This is a genomic window from Stenotrophomonas sp. STEN087 (assembly GCF_056759115.1).
Window position 1 is genome coordinate 1 of record NZ_JBRRCR010000089.1, and the last position, 17,451, is coordinate 17,451.

Genomic DNA, 17,451 nt, shown 5'->3' on the forward strand with positions numbered 1-17,451 from the left:
GGGGGGGGGGGGGGGGGGGGGGGGCGGGGCCCCCCCCCCCCCCGCCGGGGGGGCGCCGCCCCCCCCCCCCCCCCCCCCCCCCCCCCCCCCCCCCCCCCCCCCCCCCGCCTTCGACAGTTTCCCGGTGACGGCAGTAGATCCACGCCATGCGTGGATGGAATCTGTCAGATCGATGTGGGTAGGGGTCAGATCCCTTTCCCTGCGGAAAGGGCTCTGACCCCGGAACAGCCCGGAATGCTGCTTTCGCTCTTGCTCTTCTTTTTTCTTTCCGTGGCGGCCGGAGCCGCCGGAATGTGTCAGAGGCCGGGCGGGGCAGGGGCGCGGGACCGCAGGCGCCATGGATGGCGCCTACGAGCCCCCATGGATGGGTTCACGGCGTGTCCCGCGCCCCTGCCTCGCCCGGCCAAACCAGCGCAACCAACCGGGCATTCCGCGACCCACCCAACCCAACCGACCCGCCACGAGGGGCTGCGCCGTTGGCTGAAAATCCATGTAACCGCTTACAAGCAAACGGGTTTTTGCCGTAACGGGTATCATGGGCGGCTGACTTCATACAGGAGCCACCCGCTCATGCGCCGCAAGATCGTCGCCGGAAACTGGAAGCTGCACGGCAGCCGTCAATTCGCCACTGACCTGCTGGGCCAGGTGGCTGCGGGGCTGCCCAAGGCCGGGGTCGAGGTGGTGATCCTGCCGCCGCTGCCCTACCTGGGGGAGCTGGTCGAGGACTTCGGCGAGACCGGCCTGGTGTTCGGTGCCCAGGACGTCAGCAGCAACGAGAAGGGCGCCTATACCGGTGAGGTCTGCGCCGCCATGCTGCACGAGGTCGGTGCCCGCTACGGCCTGGTCGGTCACTCCGAACGCCGCCAGTACCATAATGAAAGCAGCGAGCTGGTCGCGCGCAAGTTCGCCGCCGCCCTGCATGCCGGCCTGGTGCCGGTGCTGTGCGTCGGCGAGACCCTGGAACAGCGCGAGGCCGGGCAGACCGAGGCCGTCATCGCCGGCCAGCTGGCCCCGGTGCTGGCCCTGGTCGGGGGCGAGGGCTTCGCCAATGCCGTGGTCGCCTACGAGCCGGTCTGGGCCATCGGTACCGGCAAGACCGCCAGCAAGGAACAGGCGCAGCAGGTCCACGCGTTCATCCGTGGCGAAGTGGCGCGCATCGATGCTAGAATCGCTGATTCACTGCCCATTCTTTACGGCGGCAGCGTGAAGCCCGACAATGCCGGGGAACTGTTCGCGCAGCCGGATGTCGATGGTGGGCTGGTCGGCGGCGCCTCCCTGGTGGCCGCGGACTTCCTGGCCATCGCGGAGGCGGCGGTCGCGAACTAATCCTTGTAAGTATTGTCCGAGGGCGGATTCCCAATGCTGATGTTGATCCTCAATGTCGTCTACGTGCTCGTGGCCGTGGCCATGATCGCGCTCATCCTGATGCAGCGTGGTTCGGGTGCGGCGGCTGGTTCGGGCTTCGGCGCTGGCGCCTCGGGCACCGTGTTCGGCGCGCGTGGCGCGTCCAACTTCCTGTCCAAGTCGACCAAGTGGCTGGCCGTCGTGTTCTTCGGCATCAGCCTCTTCATGGCCTGGTATGCCGGCCACGGCAGCCGTCCGGCGGCCGACCAGGACCTGGGCCTGATGTCCGCCCCGGCGGCCAGCGCTCCGGCCGCTCCGGCAGGTGAACTCCCGGCCGTTCCGAAGGCCGATGCGGTCCCGGCCGCCCCGGTTCCGGCCGCGAATGTGCCGGCTCAGGCGGAATCTTCGGTTTCTGGTGAAGAAAAGCCTTCGGAAGGCTCCCAGAAAGACTGAAGACGGTTACAATATGCGGCGCATCGGGTTGTCTGACTGATGTGATCGTTTGCCCAGGTGGCGGAATTGGTAGACGCACTACCTTGAGGTGGTAGCGACTTAGGTCGTAGGGGTTCGAGTCCCCTCTTGGGCACCATTTGTAAGTAAAGCGGGTTCTCCTGGCGCGCAATGCGCCAGCCGTTTCCCGTCCACTCCCCCATGCCAAAGCGCCTGCAGGCGCGGCGGCAGAGGCAAGAGAGAATCGCTGTGCTGGCCGAATATTTGCCGTCTCTGCTGTTTCTGATCGTCGCGACCGGTATCGGCATCACGCTGATGCTGATCGGTCGATTCCTCGGTCCCCGCCGCCCCGATCTGGAAAAGCTCTCGCCGTACGAGTGCGGCTTCGAGGCCTTCGAAGACGCGCGCATGAAGTTCGACGTGCGCTACTACCTGATCGCGATCCAGTTCATCGTCTTCGACCTGGAAATCATCTTCATCGTGCCGTGGACCCAGGTCTTCATGGAACTGGGCGCCCGTTCGCTCGTCACCATGGGCCTGTTCGTCGGCATGCTGTTCCTCGGTTTCATTTACGTCTGGAAGAAGGGAGCGCTGGAATGGGAGTGATTCAGACTCTCGATGGCCTCATGAACAATCCGGTCCCGGAAGGGCGGGTTGATGACATCCTGCGGCCGGAGGGCGACAACCCGCTGCTGGAAAAGGGCTTCGTCACCACCAGCGTCGACGCACTGCTGAACTGGGCGCGCACCGGCTCGATGTGGCCGATGACCTTCGGTCTGGCCTGCTGCGCGGTCGAGATGATGCACGCCGGCGCCGCGCGCCTGGATCTTGACCGCTACGGCGTGGTGTTCCGCCCGTCGCCGCGTCAGTCCGACGTGATGATCGTGGCCGGCACCCTGGTCAACAAGATGGCCCCGGCGCTGCGCAAGGTCTACGACCAGATGCCGGACCCGAAGTGGGTCATCTCGATGGGCAGCTGCGCCAACGGCGGCGGCTACTACCATTACTCCTATTCTGTCGTGCGCGGCTGTGATCGCGTGGTGCCGGTGGACGTCTACGTCCCGGGCTGCCCGCCGACCGCCGAGGCGCTGGTGTACGGGATCCTGCAGCTGCAGAAGAAGATCTGGCGTACACAGACCATCGCCCGCTGACCCTTCCACACTACAAGAGCGCGCCAAGCCCCCATGGCAGAGCAAGCATCCTTCATCGACCGACTCTCCGCACGTTTCGCTGGTGCGAAGGTCATCGTGGTCGAACCCCGCGGCGAAGTGACGCTGGAGGTGCCTGCCGCCGAGTGGCATGCCACCGCGCTGGCGCTGCGTGACGAGTTTGGTTTCGAGCAGGCCGTGGATCTCTGCGGCGTCGATTACCTCGGTTATGGTTCCGACGAATGGGACACCGCTGACGTGTCCTCGCAGGGCTTCAGCCGCGGCGTCGAAGGCAAGGCCCAGGGCCGTTTCGCGTGGGGCGAGTTCCCCACCGAAGAGAACGGTGCCGACGGCGCGAGCCCGCAGCACATGCCGACCCAGCGTTTCGCCGTGGTCGCCCAGCTGCGCTCCTACCAGCACAACCTGATGTTGCACCTGCGCTGCTTCGCCCCTGACGAAGCACTGCCGGTGGTGTCCTCGCTGACCGGCATCTGGCCGGGCCTGAACTGGTTCGAGCGCGAAGCGTTCGACCTGTACGGCGTGATCTTCGAAGGTCACCCGGACCTGCGCCGGATCCTGACCGACTACGGTTTCGTCGGCCATCCGTTCCGCAAGGACTTCCCGCTGATCGGCAACGTCGAAGTCCGCTACGACGAAGAAAAGAAGCGCGTGATCTACGAACCGGTCACCTCGGTGGAGCCGCGCGTCGGCGTGCCGCGCGTGATCCGCGACGACGCCCGTCTGCAGACCGCAGAAGGTGAGCGCGCGCAGGAGGCAGTGAAGTGAGCCACGTACACCAGGCCGGCGAAGCTTTCGCCAGCAACGCCGCCGAGAGCCGGCAGGAAATCCGCAACTACACCATGAACTTCGGCCCGCAGCATCCGGCCGCCCATGGTGTGCTGCGCCTGATCCTGGAAATGGACGGCGAAACCATCATGCGCGCCGACCCGCACGTCGGCCTGCTGCACCGTGGTACCGAAAAGCTGGCCGAGTCCAAGCCTTTCAACCAGTCGATCGGCTACATGGATCGCCTGGACTACGTGTCGATGATGTGCAACGAGCACGCCTACGTGCGCTCGATCGAAACCCTGATGGGGATCGAGGCGCCGGAACGCGCGCAGTACATCCGCACGATGTACGACGAAATCACCCGCATCCTGAACCACCTGATGTGGCTGGGCTCCAACGCCCTCGATCTGGGTGCGATGGCGGTCATGCTGTACGCCTTCCGTGAGCGCGAAGAGCTGATGGACTGCTACGAAGCAGTCTCCGGCGCGCGCATGCACGCGGCCTACTACCGTCCGGGCGGCGTCTACCGCGACCTGCCGGACCACATGCCGAAGTACAAGGAATCGCGCTGGCACAAGGGCAAGGCGCTGAAGCAGCTCAATGCTTCGCGTGAAGGCTCGCTGCTGGACTTCCTGGAGAACTTCACCAACGAGTTCCCGGGTCGCGTCGACGAATACGAAACCCTGCTGACCGACAACCGTATCTGGAAGCAGCGTACGGTCGGCATCGGCGTGGTCAGCCCGGAGCTGGCCCACCAGTGGGGCATGACCGGCGTGATGCTGCGCGGCTCGGGCGTTGCCTGGGATCTGCGCAAGAAGCGTCCGTACGCCAAGTACGACGCCGTCGATTTCGACATCCCGCTGGGCAAGGAAGGCGACTGCTACGACCGCTACCTGTGCCGCGTGGCGGAAATGCGTGAGTCCAACCGCATCATCAAGCAGTGCGTGGCGTGGCTGAAGGCCAACCCGGGCCCGGTGATGGTGAAGAACTTCAAGGTCGCGCCGCCCAGCCGCGAGGACATGAAGGACGACATGGAAGCGCTGATCCATCACTTCAAGCTGTTCAGCGAAGGCTACTGCGTGCCGGCCGGCGAAACCTATTCGGCGGTGGAAGCCCCGAAGGGTGAGTTCGGCTGCTACCTGGTCTCCGATGGCGCCAACAAGCCTTTCCGCGTGCACCTGCGCGCGCCGGGCTTCGCCCACCTGTCCTCGATCGATTCGATCGTGCGCGGCCACATGCTGGCCGACGTGGTGGCGATGATCGGCACCTACGATCTGGTGTTCGGCGAGGTTGACCGGTAATGACGTCTGCCAAGCCAACGCCTGCTGCAGGCAGCCGGCGCAAGCCGGCGCCGCAGTTTCTGCAATTTCACGTTATGCATTTCGCTGAGGTCGGCCGATGAAGGCGACAGGTAATTTCGAGACGGCGCGCGACGTCGACCCGATGGTGGTGTTGAGCGACAAGACGCGCGCTCACATCGATCACTGGCTGTCCAAGTTCCCGCCGGACCGCAAGCGCTCCGCCGTGCTGCAGGGCCTGCATGCGGCCCAGGAGCAGAACCAGGGCTGGCTGACCGACGAGCTGATCGCCGGCGTGGCCAAGTACCTGGATCTGCCGCCGGTGTGGGCCTACGAGGTCGCCAGCTTCTACTCGATGTTCGAGACCGAGAAGGTGGGCCGCAACAACGTGGCCATCTGCACCAACATCAGCTGCTGGCTCAATGGCGCCGAAGACATCGTGCGCCATTGCGAGAAGAAGCTGGGCATCAAGCACGGCCAGTCCACCCCGGACGGCCGCGTCTACCTCAAGCGCGAGGAAGAGTGCCTGGCAGGCTGCGGTGGTGCACCGATGATGGTCATCAACGGTCATTACCATGAGCGTCTGACCCTGGAAAAGGTCGACGAGCTGCTGGACGGGCTGGAGTAAGGGCATGGCACATCACCACGAATCCAAGGGTCCGGTCGGCCCCGCGCCGCTGCCGCACCAGGTGGTCTACACCACCCTGCATTACGACACCCCGTGGTCGTACGAAAGCTACCTGAAGACCGGTGGCTACGCCGCCCTGCGCAAGATCCTCGAAGAGAAGATCCCGCCGGAGCAGGTCATCGAGATGGTCAAGGCCTCGGGCCTGCGCGGCCGCGGTGGCGCAGGCTTCCCGACCGGCCTGAAGTGGTCCTTCATGCCCAAGGGCAACATGCAGAAGTACATCCTCTGCAACTCGGATGAATCCGAGCCGGGCACCTGCAAGGACCGCGACATCCTGCGCTACAACCCGCATTCGGTCGTGGAAGGCATGGCGATCGCCTGCTACGCCACCGGCTCGACCGTGGGCTACAACTACCTGCGCGGTGAGTTCCACCACGAGCCGTTCGAGAACTTCGAACAGGCCCTGGCCGATGCCTATGCAAACGGCTGGCTGGGCAAGAACGTGATGGGCTCGGGCGTGGACATCGACATCTACGGTGCCCTGGGCGCCGGCGCCTACATCTGCGGCGAAGAAACCGCGCTGATGGAATCGCTGGAAGGCAAGAAGGGCCAGCCGCGCTACAAGCCGCCGTTCCCGGCGAACTTTGGCCTCTACGGCAAGCCGTCGACGATCAACAACACCGAAACCTACGGTTCGGTGCCGGCGATCATCCGCAACGGTCCGGAGTGGTTCAAGGGCCTGAGCCTGACCGGCAACGGTGGCCCGAAGTGCTTCTCCGTCTCCGGCTGCGTGCAGAACGGCGGCAACTTCGAAGTGCCGCTGGGCACCACCTTCGACGACCTGCTGGAAATGGCCGGTGGCCTGCGTCCGGGCCGCACCCTGAAGGGCGCGATCCCGGGCGGCGTGTCGATGCCGGTGCTGACCGCGGCCGAGCTGAAGGGCCTGCCGATGGACTACGACACCATCCGTGCACTGGGCTCCGGCCTGGGTTCGGGCGCCGTCGTGGTGCTGGATGACAGCGTCTGCTGCGTCAAGTTCGCCTGCCGTATCAGCCAGTTCTTCCACAAGGAATCCTGCGGCCAGTGCACCCCGTGCCGTGAAGGCACCGGCTGGATGCACCGCGTGCTGGAGCGCATCGTCGCCGGCAAGGCCACGATGGAAGACCTGCACCAGCTGAAGGCGGTGGCCGGCCAGATCGAAGGCCACACCATCTGTGCGTTCGGCGAAGCGGCTGCATGGCCCATCCAGGGCTTCCTGCGCCAGTTCTGGGACGAGTTCGAGTACTACATCGTCAACGGTCATTCGATGGTTGACGGCAAGAAGGTGGAGGCAGCCGCTGCATGAGCGCGCAACCCGTAAATCCGAGCGTCCCACCCGATCACGTCACCATCGAGATCGATGGCAAGTCGCTGGTCGTGCCCAAGGGCTCGATGATCATCCAGGCCGCCGACAAGGCCGGCATCTCCATTCCGCGCTTCTGCTACCACGAGAAGCTGCCGATCGCCGCCAACTGCCGCATGTGCCTGGTGGACGTGGAGAAGTCGCCGAAGCCGGCGCCGGCCTGCGCCACCCCGGTGATGGACGGCATGAAGGTCGCCACCCGCAGTGAGAAGGCGCTCAAGTTCCAGCGTTCGGTGATGGAGTTCCTGCTCATCAACCACCCGCTGGACTGCCCGATCTGCGACCAGGGCGGCGAGTGCGAGCTGCAGGACGTTTCGCTGGGCTATGGCCGTTCGGTCAGCCGCTTCAACGAGCGCAAGCGCGTGGTGCCGGACGAGGACATGGGTCCGCTGGTCGCCACCGAGATGACCCGCTGCATCCAGTGCACCCGCTGCGTGCGCTTCACCGCCGACGTGGCAGGCACCTATGAACTGGGTGGCATGTACCGCGGCGAGAACCTGCAGATCGGTACCTACGACGGCAAGCCGCTGACCACCGAGCTGTCCGGCAACGTCGTCGACGTCTGCCCGGTCGGCGCGCTGACCAACAAGGTGTTCCAGTTCCGCGCCCGTCCGTGGGAACTGACCGCGCGCGAATCGCTGGGCTACCACGACGCCATGGGTTCGAACCTGTTCCTGCACGTGCGTCGCGGCGAAGTGCTGCGTACCGTGCCGCGCGACAACGAAGCCGTGAACGAGTGCTGGCTGTCCGATCGTGACCGCTACTCGCACCAGGGCCTGTACAGCGAAGACCGTGCGGTCAAGCCGCTGCGCAAGGTCAACGGCGAGTGGAAGGAAGTGAGCTGGGCAGAAGGCCTGGCCGCGGCCGCCGAGATCCTCAAGGCCCACCAGGGTGACCACCTGGGCGTGCTGGTGCACCCGTCGACCTCCAACGAGGAAGGCGCGCTGCTGGCCCGCCTGGCCAAGGGCCTGGGCTCGAACAACATCGACCACCGCGTCAACAACCGCGATTTCTCCGACGCTGCAACCGCCGAAGTGTTCGGCCTGCCGCTGGCCGAAATCGAAGGCGCCGACCGCATCGTCGTTCTGGGCAGCAACATCCGCCACGAACTGCCGCTGCTGCACGCCCGCCTGCGCAAGGCGCAGACCACCAAGGGCGCGAAGATCCACGTCGTCAACCCGGTGGACTTCGACTTCGCCTTCAGCATCGCCGGCAAGCAGATCGTTGCCCCGTCGAAGTTCGTCGACGCGCTGGCCAGCGAAGAACTGCGTTCGGCAGTGCAGGGCGGTACCAACACCGTGCTGATCGTCGGTGGCATCGCCGAGAACCACCCGCAGGCCGCCGCGATCCGCGCCGCTGCGCGTGATTTCGCTGCCGCCACCGGTGCCCAGCTGTGCCGCATCCCGCAGGGCGCCAATGCCGTGGGCCTGACCCGCGCCGGCGTGCTGCCGGCTGGCAAGGACGTGGCCACCATGCTGGCGCAGCCGCGCCAGGCCTACGTGGTGTACGGACTCGAGCCGGGCCTGGACTTCGCCGATGCCCCGGCCGCGCGCAAGGCGCTGGTCGGTGCCAAGGTGGTGGCCTTCAGCCAGTTCGCCTGCGTCTCCACCCGCGACGTTGCCGACGTCATCCTGCCGATCGGCGCGCTGCCGGAAATCGACGCCACCCTGACCAACCTCGATGGTCGCGAGCAGTCGGCCCGTGCCGGCGGCAAGCTGCCGGGCGAGGCCCGCGAGGGCTGGCGCGTGCTGCGCGCACTGGGCGGCGACATGGCGCTGGCCGGTTTCGACTTCACCGACCTGGCTGGCCTGCGTGCCAGCCTGGCGCCGGTGTCGGTCGCCGTGGCGGCCTCGGCCCAGCCGGCCGTTGCCGGCGAAGGCCTGGAAGTGGCTTCGACCGCTGCGATCTACCGCACCGATGCGGTGGTCCGTCGCGCGCCGGCGCTGCAGTCGCATCCGCTGAACAACGCCCCGCGCATCGTGATGAACGCTGACGATGCCGCGCGCCTGCAGCTGCAGGAAGGGCAGATGGCCAAGGTCGGCACCGATGCCGGCAAGGCCACCCTGCCGGTGGTGGTCGACGCCCGCGTCGCTGCGGGTTCGGTCTGGATTGAATCGGGCCACGGCGCGACCGCGCCGCTGGGTGCCGCTCGCGTATCGGTGGTGGCTGCATGAACGAATTGCTGTTGAACGCGGTCGACCCGCTGCACCAGTGGCTGCTTGCCCTCGGTGATATCGGCGCGCTGATCTGGATCATCCTGAAGATCCTGGTGATCGCCGTGCCGGTGATCGTCTCGGTGGCCTTCTACGTGGTCTGGGAACGCAAGCTGATCGGCTGGATGCACGTCCGCCACGGCCCGATGTACGTGGGCATGGGCATCTTCCAGGCCTTCGCCGACGTCTTCAAGCTGCTGTTCAAGGAAGTCCTGCAGCCGAGCAGCGCCAACAAGGCGATCTTCCTGCTCGCGCCGCTGATCACCCTGGCCCCGGCCTTCGCGGCCTGGTCGGTGGTGCCCTTCGACTCGCAGATCGTGCTGTCCAACGCCAACGCCGGCCTGCTGTACCTGCTGGCGATGACCTCGCTGGGCATCTACGGCATCATCCTGGCCGGTTGGGCATCCAACTCGAAGTACGCGTTCCTGGGTGCCATGCGCGCCTCGGCGCAGATGATCAGCTACGAAATCGCGATGGGCTTCGCCCTGGTCGGCGTGATGATCGCTTCGGGCAGCCTGAACCTGAGCAGCATCGTGATGGCCCAGGCCGGCAGCTCCGGCTTCTTCGACTGGTTCCTGATCCCGCTGTTCCCGCTGTTCGTCATCTACTGGGTGTCGGGCGTGGCTGAAACCAACCGCGCTCCGTTCGACGTGGTGGAAGGCGAATCGGAAATCGTCGCCGGCCACATGGTCGAATACTCCGGCGGTGCCTTCGCCCTGTTCTTCCTGGCCGAATACGCGAACATGATCCTGATCAGCTTCCTGATCTCGATCTTCTTCCTCGGCGGCTGGCTGAGCCCGATCCAGGGCTGGGCGGACTTCGGCGATGTCTCGCCGCTGGTCGACTGGATCTGGAAGGGCGGTGCACCGTGGCTGTTCGTCAAGGTGTTCTTCTTCGCCAGTGCCTACATCTGGTTCCGTGCCAGCTTCCCGCGCTTCCGCTATGACCAGATCATGCGCCTGGGCTGGAAGGTCTTCATCCCGCTGGCCATTCTGTGGATCGCGGTTACCGCCGTCATGGTGTTCTTCGGCGTGATTCAAAAGGGCGTCTAAGTGATGAACAGGATTACCCATTACTTCAAGAGCCTGCTGCTGCTCGAACTGCTGGCCGGTCTCTGGCTGACGCTGAAGTACAGCTTCAAGCCGAAGTACACGATGATGTACCCGATGGAGAAGTTCCCGCAGTCGCCGCGCTTCCGTGGCCTGCACGCCCTGCGCCGTTACCCCAACGGTGAAGAGCGCTGCATCGCCTGCAAGCTGTGCGAAGCGGTGTGCCCGGCACTGGCCATCACCATCGACTCGGCCAAGCGCGAGGACGGCACCCGCCGTACCACCCGCTACGACATCGATCTGTTCAAGTGCATCTTCTGCGGCTTCTGCGAAGAAAGCTGCCCGGTGGACTCGATCGTCGAAACCCACATCCTCGAGTACCACTTCGAGAACCGTGGCGAAAACATCGTTACCAAGCCGCAGCTGCTGGCCCTTGGCGATCGTCTCGAAAACGAGATCGCCGAGCGTCGTGCCGCCGATGCCGCTTACCGCTGAGGTCGAGAGATGGATTGGGTAAATATCGCTTTCTGGGTGTTCGCCATCGCGGCAACGGTTTCGGCCGGTGCGGTGATCAGCGTGCGCAACCCCGTTCACGCCGTGCTCTGCCTGGTGCTGACCTTCTTCTCCATCGCCTGCGTGTGGCTGCTGGTCGGTGCCGAGTTCCTCGGTGTCGCCCTGGTGTTGGTCTACGTCGGCGCGGTGATGGTGCTGTTCCTGTTCGTGGTGATGATGCTCGACATCGATCCCACGAACCTGCGTGAGGGCTGGGTGCGCTACCTGCCGGTCGGCCTGATCGTGGCCGTGGCCATGCTGGTGCAGATGCTGATCCTGATCGGGGTGAAGGGCAGGGCGGTCAACGCCTTCCCGGCGGACAACGCTGCCGCCCTGGCCGCGGACACGTCCAACATCACCTGGCTGGCCCGCAGCCTGTTCACCGAGTTCCTGCTGCCGTTCGAGTTCGCCGCCGTCATCCTGACCGTGGCCGTGGTCGCCGCCGTCATGCTGACCCTGCGTCGCCGCACCGGTGTGAAGAGCCAGAACCCGGGTGACCAGACCATGGTCAAGGCCTCGCAGCGTCTGCGCGTGGTCAAGATGGACGCCGAACAGCCGCTGGTCCACACCAACACCAAGCCGGTCGCGGGCGACGAGGAGACCCAGGCATGATCACTCTCGGCCACATCCTGGCGCTGGGCGCGGTGCTGTTCTGCATCAGCCTTGCCGGCATCTTCCTCAACCGCAAGAACATCATCGTCCTGCTGATGTCCATCGAGTTGATGCTGCTGTCGGTGAACATCAACTTCGTCGGGTTCTCGCGCCAGCTCGGCGATCCGTCGGGTCAGCTGTTCGTGTTCTTCATCCTGACCGTCGCCGCAGCCGAGGCCGCCATCGGCCTGGCGATCCTGGTGACCCTGTTCCGTACACGCCGCACTATCAATGTCGGCGAAGTCGATTCGCTGAAGGGCTGATCCACAGATGGAAATCACTCTCTCCAAGAGTCTGTTGATCGCAGTGGTGCTTGCACCGCTGTTCGGCAGCATCATCGCCGGCCTGTTCGGTCGCCAGGTCAAGCGCTTCGGCGCCCAGACCGTCACCATCCTCGGCGTGGCCATCAGCTGCGCCCTGTCGATGTACACGCTGTACCAGCTGGTCTGGGGCGGCGCACAGCCGTTCAACCAGAACCTGTACACCTTCTTCGAAGTCGGCCAGTACTCGGCCCATGTCGGCTTCATGGTCGACAAGCTGACCGCGATGATGATGGTGGTGGTGACCTTCGTGTCGCTGCTGGTCCACATCTACACCATCGGCTACATGGAAGAAGACCCGGGCTACCAGCGCTTCTTCAGCTACATCTCGCTGTTCACCTTCTCGATGCTCACCCTGGTGATGAGCAACAACTTCCTGCAGCTGTTCTTCGGCTGGGAAGCGGTGGGCCTGGTGTCGTACCTGCTGATCGGCTTCTGGTTCAAGCGCCCGACCGCGATCTTCGCCAACATGAAGGCGTTCCTGGTCAACCGCGTTGGTGACTTCGGCTTCCTGCTGGGCATCGCCGGCGTGCTGTGGGTGTTCGGCACCCTGGACTACTCGCAGGTGTTCTCGCAGGCCGGCGCCCTCGCCAGCCCCGAGATGAAGATGCAGGTCTGGGACGGCACCGTGTTCGGCATGCAGCTGCTGAGCGACCCGGTCGTCTGGTCGATCGCCACCGTCATCTGCATCTGCCTGTTCATCGGCGCCATGGGCAAGTCGGCCCAGGTCCCGCTGCACGTGTGGCTGCCGGATTCGATGGAAGGCCCGACCCCGATCTCGGCACTGATCCACGCCGCGACCATGGTGACCGCCGGTATCTTCATGGTCACCCGCATGTCGCCGCTGTTCGAGCTGTCGCAGACCGCGCTGAACTTCATCCTCTTCATCGGTGCCACCACCGCGTTCTTCACCGGCCTGATCGGCATCGTGCAGAACGACATCAAGCGCGTGGTCGCGTACTCGACGCTGTCCCAGCTCGGTTACATGACCGTGGCGCTGGGCGTGTCGGCCTACTCGGCGGCCGTGTTCCACCTGATGACCCACGCCTTCTTCAAGGCGCTGCTGTTCCTGGGTGCCGGCTCGGTCATCATCGCGATGCACCACGAGCAGGACATGCGCAAGATGGGCGGCCTGCGCAAGTACATGCCGATCACCTTCATCACCATGTGGATCGGTACCCTGGCCCTGGTCGGTACGCCGTTCTTCTCCGGCTTCTACTCGAAGGACACCATCATCGAGGCGGCCGAGATCCACGCCCACATGCAGAATACCTGGGTGGCCACCTACGGCTACTGGGCAGTGCTGGGTGGCGTGCTGGTGACCAGCTTCTACAGCTTCCGCCTGCTGTTCCTGACCTTCCATGGTCCGGAGCGCTTCCGTGACGCGCACCACGATGACCACGGCCATGACGACCATCATGCCGCCGATGCCCATCACGCCGATGCGCACCACGGCGATGCCCATGACGACCACGGCCATGGCCACGGTCCGCATGAGCCGCACGAAACCCCGTGGGTGGTGACCCTGCCGCTGATCCTGCTGGCCATCCCCTCGATCGCCATCGGCTTCTTCAGCATCGGTCCGATGCTGCACGGCACCGACTGGGCCGGCCACCACGCCCACGAGGCGATCAAGGGCCAGGCGACCACGTTCTTCACCGGCATCGTCGATTTCTACGATCCGGCCAAGAACACCGTGGCCTTCCTCGGCGAGGAGTTCCATGGTCCGGTCAAGTTCGCCCTGCACGGCATGATGCTGCCGCCGTTCTGGCTGACCCTGGCGGGCTTCCTGCTGGCCGCGCTGTTCTACCTGTGGAAGCCGGACCTGTCGGGCAAGGCCCGCAAGGCCTTCGCTCCGCTGGTCTCGGTGCTGGAAAACAAGTACGGCTTCGACAAGCTGTGGATCGACGGTTTTGCCGGTGGCAGCGTCAAGCTCGGCAAGGTCGCTCGCTGGATCGACAGCAACATCGTCGACGGCGTGGTCAATCTCTCGGCACGTGTTGTGGACGTCGCAGCCGGCGTGCTGCGTCGTACCCAATCCGGTTTCCTCTATCACTACGCCTTCGCGATGATCATCGGCCTGATTGCCCTCCTGGGCGTGCTGATGCATTACCTGCGTTGATGACCTGTACGGAATAAGAAGACGTGTCGAACTGGCCCCTACTCAGTGTCCTCATCTGGCTGCCGATCCTCGGCGGTGCCCTGATCCTTGCGATCCGTGATGCGCAGACCGCCCGCTGGGCGTCGATCGGCGTGGCGCTGCTGACCTTCGTTGCGAGTCTCTCGCTGCTCGGCGGCTACAACCCGGCTGCCGATGGCATGCAGTTCGTCGAGACCCATGCGTGGATCCCGGCGTACAAGATCGGCTACAACCTGGGCGTGGATGGCATCGCCATCGCGCTGATCCTGCTGACCACCCTGATCGGCGTGCTGGCCCTGCTGGGTGCCTGGAGCGCGATCGACAAGCGCGTGAACCAGTACGTGGCGGCCTTCCTGATCCTGGAAGGCGTCACCGTCGGCATCTTCTCGGCCACGGACGCGATGCTGTTCTACGTGTTCTTCGAGGCGATGCTGATCCCGATGTTCCTCATCATCGGTGTCTGGGGCGGCCCGCGCCGCATCTACGCCGCGATGAAGTTCTTCCTGTACACCTTCCTCGGCTCGGTGCTGATGCTGGTGGCGCTGATCTACCTGTACATGAAGGGTGGCAGCTTCCAGCTGGCCGACCTGTATGCACTGCCGCTGAGCGCCAAGGAACAGACCTGGATCTTCTTCGCCTTCCTGATCGCCTTCGCGGTCAAGGTGCCGATGTTCCCGGTGCACACCTGGCTGCCGGACGCCCACGTGGAAGCGCCGACCGCCGGTTCGGTGATCCTGGCCGCCATCGCCCTGAAGATCGGTGGCTACGGCTTCCTGCGCTTCAACCTGCCGATCGTTCCGGATGCGTCCAACGAATGGGCCTGGCTGGTGATCGCCCTGTCGCTGATCGCGGTGATCTACGTCGGCCTGGTCGCCCTGGTGCAGGACGACATGAAGAAGCTGATCGCCTATTCGTCGATCGCGCACATGGGCTTCGTCACCCTGGGTACCTTCATCGCCCTGTGGCTGGTACGTGAAGCCGGCAACGCCGATGCAGCCCGCCTGGGCCTGCAGGGCGCCATGGTGCAGATGGTCTCGCACGGCTTCGTGTCCGGTGCGATGTTCTCCTGCGTCGGCGTGCTGTACGACCGCATGCACAGCCGCCGCATCGCCGATTACGGCGGCGTGGTCAACGTGATGCCGTGGTTCGCCACCTTCGCCATGCTGTTCTTCATGGCCAATGCCGGCCTGCCGGGCACCAGTGGTTTCGCCGGTGAATTCATGGTCATCCTGGCTGCGTTCCAGCGCAATCCGTGGATCGCCCTGGGCGCCGCCACCACCCTGATCATCGGTGCGGCTTACACCCTGTGGCTGTACAAGCGCATCTTCTTCGGCGAAGTGGCCAACAGCCACGTGGCCGAACTGAAGGACATCAACGGCCGCGAATGGGCGCTGCTGAGCGTGTTCGCCATCGGCGTGCTGGCGCTGGGCATCTACCCCAAGCCGCTGACCGACCTGATGGAGCCCTCGATCGCGAAGCTGGCGATGCAGATCGCATCCAGCAAGCTGCTGTAATTCCAGGATTTGATGATGACCACCTCGCCGCTGCTGCCATTGACCGCCGCTGACCTGCCACCGCTCGCTCCCGAGCTGGTGCTGATCGGCAGCGCCTTCGCCCTTATGATCCTCGACCTGTTCGTCAGCAACCGGAACAAGATCGTCACCCACCTGTTCTCGGTCGCTGCACTGGCCGTGGTGCTGTTCATGCTCGCCACCGGCGTGGGCGGGCAGGGTGAGGTCTTCCACGGCATGTTCGTGCGCGATACCGCCGCGGACGTGATGAAGACCGGGATCGTGCTGCTCAGCGGCCTGACCCTGGTCTACGGCTGGCGCTACCTGCGCGACCGCAACCTGTTCCAGGGCGAGATCCCGGTGCTGATCCTGTTCGGCACCGCCGGCATGATGATCCTGGTCTCGGCCGGCAGCCTGCTGATGGTCTACCTGGGCCTGGAACTGCTGGCCCTGTGCTCGTACGCACTGGTCGCCAGCAACCGCGACAGCGGCCTGGCCTCGGAAGCGGCGATGAAGTACATCGTCCTCGGTTCGCTGGCCTCGGGCCTGCTGCTGTACGGCATGTCGCTGATCTACGGCGCCACCGGCAGCCTGCACCTGGATGCCATCCAGGCCGCCATCCCGCATTCGGATGAGCGCGTGCTGCTGATCACCGGTGCGGTCTTCATGATCGCCGGCGTGGCCTTCAAGCTGGGTGCCGCTCCGTTCCACATGTGGCTGCCCGACGTGTACCAGGGTGCCCCGGCGCCGATCGCGCTGTTCATCAGCTCGGCACCGAAGCTGGCCGCCTTCGGCATGGCCTACCGCCTGCTGGAGATGGGCGTGGGCCCGCTGTCGACCGAACTGCAGCTGCTGATCGCCGGCCTGGCCGCCGTGTCGCTGGTCATCGGCAACCTGATGGCCATCGCGCAGAGCAACCTCAAGCGCATGCTGGCGTTCTCCACCGTGTCGCACATCGGCTTCCTGCTGATGGGCATCGCCGGTGGCGGCGCTCAGGGCTATGCCGCCGCGCTGTTCTACGCACTGGCCTACGCCATCATGTCCACCGCCGCCTTCGGTGCGATCATCGCCCTGTCGCGCGCCGGCTTTGAAGCCGAGAACATCGAGGACTTCAAGGGCCTGAACGCCCGCAACCCGTGGATGGCCGGCCTGGTGCTGTGCATCATGGCGTCGCTGGCCGGCATCCCGCCGTTCTTGGGCTTCTGGACCAAACTGGCCGTGCTCGGCGCTGCCGTCAACGGCGGCCTGCTGTGGCTGGCCATCCTCGGCGTCCTGTGTGCCGTGGTCGGCTGCTTCTACTACCTGCGCGTCATCAAGGTCATGTACTTCGATGAGCCGGTCGGCGAGGCCATGCCGCGCAACAACGACCGCGTGCTGGGCGTGGTGCTGGGCGTGAATGCCCTGGCGCTGCTGGCCCTGGGCCTGGCCTGGAACCCGATCATGGTCTGGTGCCAGCAGGCATTTGCGCATCTTGCATAAAAGTTGACACAAAGCTGCGCGATTCGTGTAATATGCGCAGCCTGAGTTGTCACTGCAGCGGTTCAGCCAGAACATCGTTGCGGTAGCCCTCCTCGAAAGAGCGGGGCAGCAGTTCAAACACTTCCGGTGCGGGGTGGAGCAGTCTGGCAGCTCGTCGGGCTCATAACCCGAAGGTCGCAGGTTCAAATCCTGCCCCCGCTACCAAACTTCAGATCGGCGCCAACCGGTTTGATGAATGAGGGAAAGCTTGCATGTTTTGAAGTTATCACTCATAATTCCGCTTCTGATGCGGGGTGGAGCAGTCTGGCAGCTCGTCGGGCTCATAACCCGAAGGTCGCAGGTTCAAATCCTGCCCCCGCTACCAAGTAAAGAGATCGCCTTCGAAGCCCCGCTTCGGAGGCGTTTTTCTTTGGGCGTACGCTGGATCCGCGCGGGGGGGGGGGCCCGGCGACCCACCCCGCGGGGGAGCGGGCGGCG

At 64.8% G+C, this 17,451-nt stretch carries 16 protein-coding genes and 3 tRNA genes; all 19 read left to right on the top strand.

Features of this window, described 5'->3' with window-relative positions; translation table 11 throughout:
* Positions 1–570 precede the first annotated feature (570 nt).
* The 19 genes from tpiA to ACVOK1_RS17580 all read left to right on the top strand — a co-directional run bounded on the left by tpiA (position 571) and on the right by ACVOK1_RS17580 (position 17,338).
* Positions 571–1,326, top strand: coding sequence for a triose-phosphate isomerase (tpiA, locus tag ACVOK1_RS17490; RefSeq protein ID WP_108769460.1), 756 nt, complete (start codon positions 571–573; stop codon positions 1,324–1,326).
* Between the two features lie 33 nt (positions 1,327–1,359).
* Entirely contained in the window at positions 1,360–1,797 is a 438-nt protein-coding gene (secG, locus tag ACVOK1_RS17495) for a preprotein translocase subunit SecG (RefSeq protein WP_200752994.1), read from the top strand.
* 51 nt (positions 1,798–1,848) lie between these two features.
* Positions 1,849–1,933 (top strand) — tRNA-Leu (locus ACVOK1_RS17500).
* A gap of 110 nt (positions 1,934–2,043) precedes the next feature.
* Entirely contained in the window at positions 2,044–2,400 is a 357-nt protein-coding gene (locus ACVOK1_RS17505; protein ID WP_079222613.1) for an NADH-quinone oxidoreductase subunit A, read from the top strand.
* The gene (locus ACVOK1_RS17510; RefSeq protein WP_079222612.1) at positions 2,391–2,945 is read left to right on the top strand and encodes a NuoB/complex I 20 kDa subunit family protein; all 555 of its coding nucleotides are present in this window, start codon (positions 2,391–2,393) and stop codon (positions 2,943–2,945) included. Before ACVOK1_RS17505 ends, ACVOK1_RS17510 begins: the two co-directional genes overlap by 10 nt.
* A gap of 33 nt (positions 2,946–2,978) precedes the next feature.
* On the top strand, positions 2,979–3,728 hold the full coding sequence (locus ACVOK1_RS17515; protein ID WP_079222611.1) for an NADH-quinone oxidoreductase subunit C: 750 nt from the start codon (positions 2,979–2,981) through the stop codon (positions 3,726–3,728).
* On the top strand, positions 3,725–5,032 hold the full coding sequence (locus ACVOK1_RS17520) for an NADH-quinone oxidoreductase subunit D (RefSeq protein ID WP_116863229.1): 1,308 nt from the start codon (positions 3,725–3,727) through the stop codon (positions 5,030–5,032). The genes ACVOK1_RS17515 and ACVOK1_RS17520 overlap by 4 nt, the downstream gene beginning before the upstream one ends.
* A 97-nt stretch (positions 5,033–5,129) precedes the next feature.
* Positions 5,130–5,657: an NADH-quinone oxidoreductase subunit NuoE gene (gene nuoE / locus ACVOK1_RS17525; RefSeq protein WP_108769456.1), complete on the top strand. Its 528-nt coding sequence runs from the start codon at positions 5,130–5,132 to the stop codon at positions 5,655–5,657.
* Between the two features lie 4 nt (positions 5,658–5,661).
* Entirely contained in the window at positions 5,662–7,002 is a 1,341-nt protein-coding gene (gene nuoF, locus ACVOK1_RS17530) for an NADH-quinone oxidoreductase subunit NuoF (protein ID WP_108769455.1), read from the top strand.
* The gene (nuoG, locus tag ACVOK1_RS17535) at positions 6,999–9,233 is read left to right on the top strand and encodes an NADH-quinone oxidoreductase subunit NuoG (protein WP_481562800.1); all 2,235 of its coding nucleotides are present in this window, start codon (positions 6,999–7,001) and stop codon (positions 9,231–9,233) included. The genes nuoF and nuoG overlap by 4 nt, the downstream gene beginning before the upstream one ends.
* Positions 9,230–10,324, top strand: a complete 1,095-nt coding sequence (nuoH, locus tag ACVOK1_RS17540; RefSeq protein ID WP_108769453.1) for an NADH-quinone oxidoreductase subunit NuoH — start codon at positions 9,230–9,232, stop codon at positions 10,322–10,324. The genes nuoG and nuoH overlap by 4 nt, the downstream gene beginning before the upstream one ends.
* 3 nt (positions 10,325–10,327) lie before the next feature.
* Complete coding sequence (gene nuoI / locus ACVOK1_RS17545; protein ID WP_005410456.1) at positions 10,328–10,816, top strand: NADH-quinone oxidoreductase subunit NuoI; 489 nt, start codon at positions 10,328–10,330, stop codon at positions 10,814–10,816.
* 9 nt (positions 10,817–10,825) lie between these two features.
* Positions 10,826–11,485 carry an NADH-quinone oxidoreductase subunit J gene (locus ACVOK1_RS17550; protein ID WP_108769452.1) on the top strand — a complete coding sequence of 220 codons (660 nt, stop codon included), beginning with the start codon at positions 10,826–10,828 and terminating at the stop codon, positions 11,483–11,485.
* On the top strand, positions 11,482–11,787 hold the full coding sequence (gene nuoK / locus ACVOK1_RS17555; RefSeq protein ID WP_053519917.1) for an NADH-quinone oxidoreductase subunit NuoK: 306 nt from the start codon (positions 11,482–11,484) through the stop codon (positions 11,785–11,787). The genes ACVOK1_RS17550 and nuoK overlap by 4 nt, the downstream gene beginning before the upstream one ends.
* 7 nt (positions 11,788–11,794) lie before the next feature.
* Positions 11,795–13,966 carry an NADH-quinone oxidoreductase subunit L gene (gene nuoL / locus ACVOK1_RS17560; RefSeq protein ID WP_481562801.1) on the top strand — a complete coding sequence of 724 codons (2,172 nt, stop codon included), beginning with the start codon at positions 11,795–11,797 and terminating at the stop codon, positions 13,964–13,966.
* 23 nt (positions 13,967–13,989) lie between these two features.
* Complete coding sequence (locus ACVOK1_RS17565) at positions 13,990–15,498, top strand: NADH-quinone oxidoreductase subunit M (protein ID WP_481562802.1); 1,509 nt, start codon at positions 13,990–13,992, stop codon at positions 15,496–15,498.
* A 15-nt stretch (positions 15,499–15,513) separates the two neighbouring features.
* Positions 15,514–16,974, top strand: a complete 1,461-nt coding sequence (nuoN, locus tag ACVOK1_RS17570; RefSeq protein ID WP_079222602.1) for an NADH-quinone oxidoreductase subunit NuoN — start codon at positions 15,514–15,516, stop codon at positions 16,972–16,974.
* A gap of 127 nt (positions 16,975–17,101) precedes the next feature.
* Positions 17,102–17,178 (top strand) — tRNA-Met (locus ACVOK1_RS17575).
* A gap of 83 nt (positions 17,179–17,261) precedes the next feature.
* Positions 17,262–17,338: transfer RNA gene (locus ACVOK1_RS17580), tRNA-Met, on the top strand.
* Positions 17,339–17,451 lie beyond the last annotated feature (113 nt).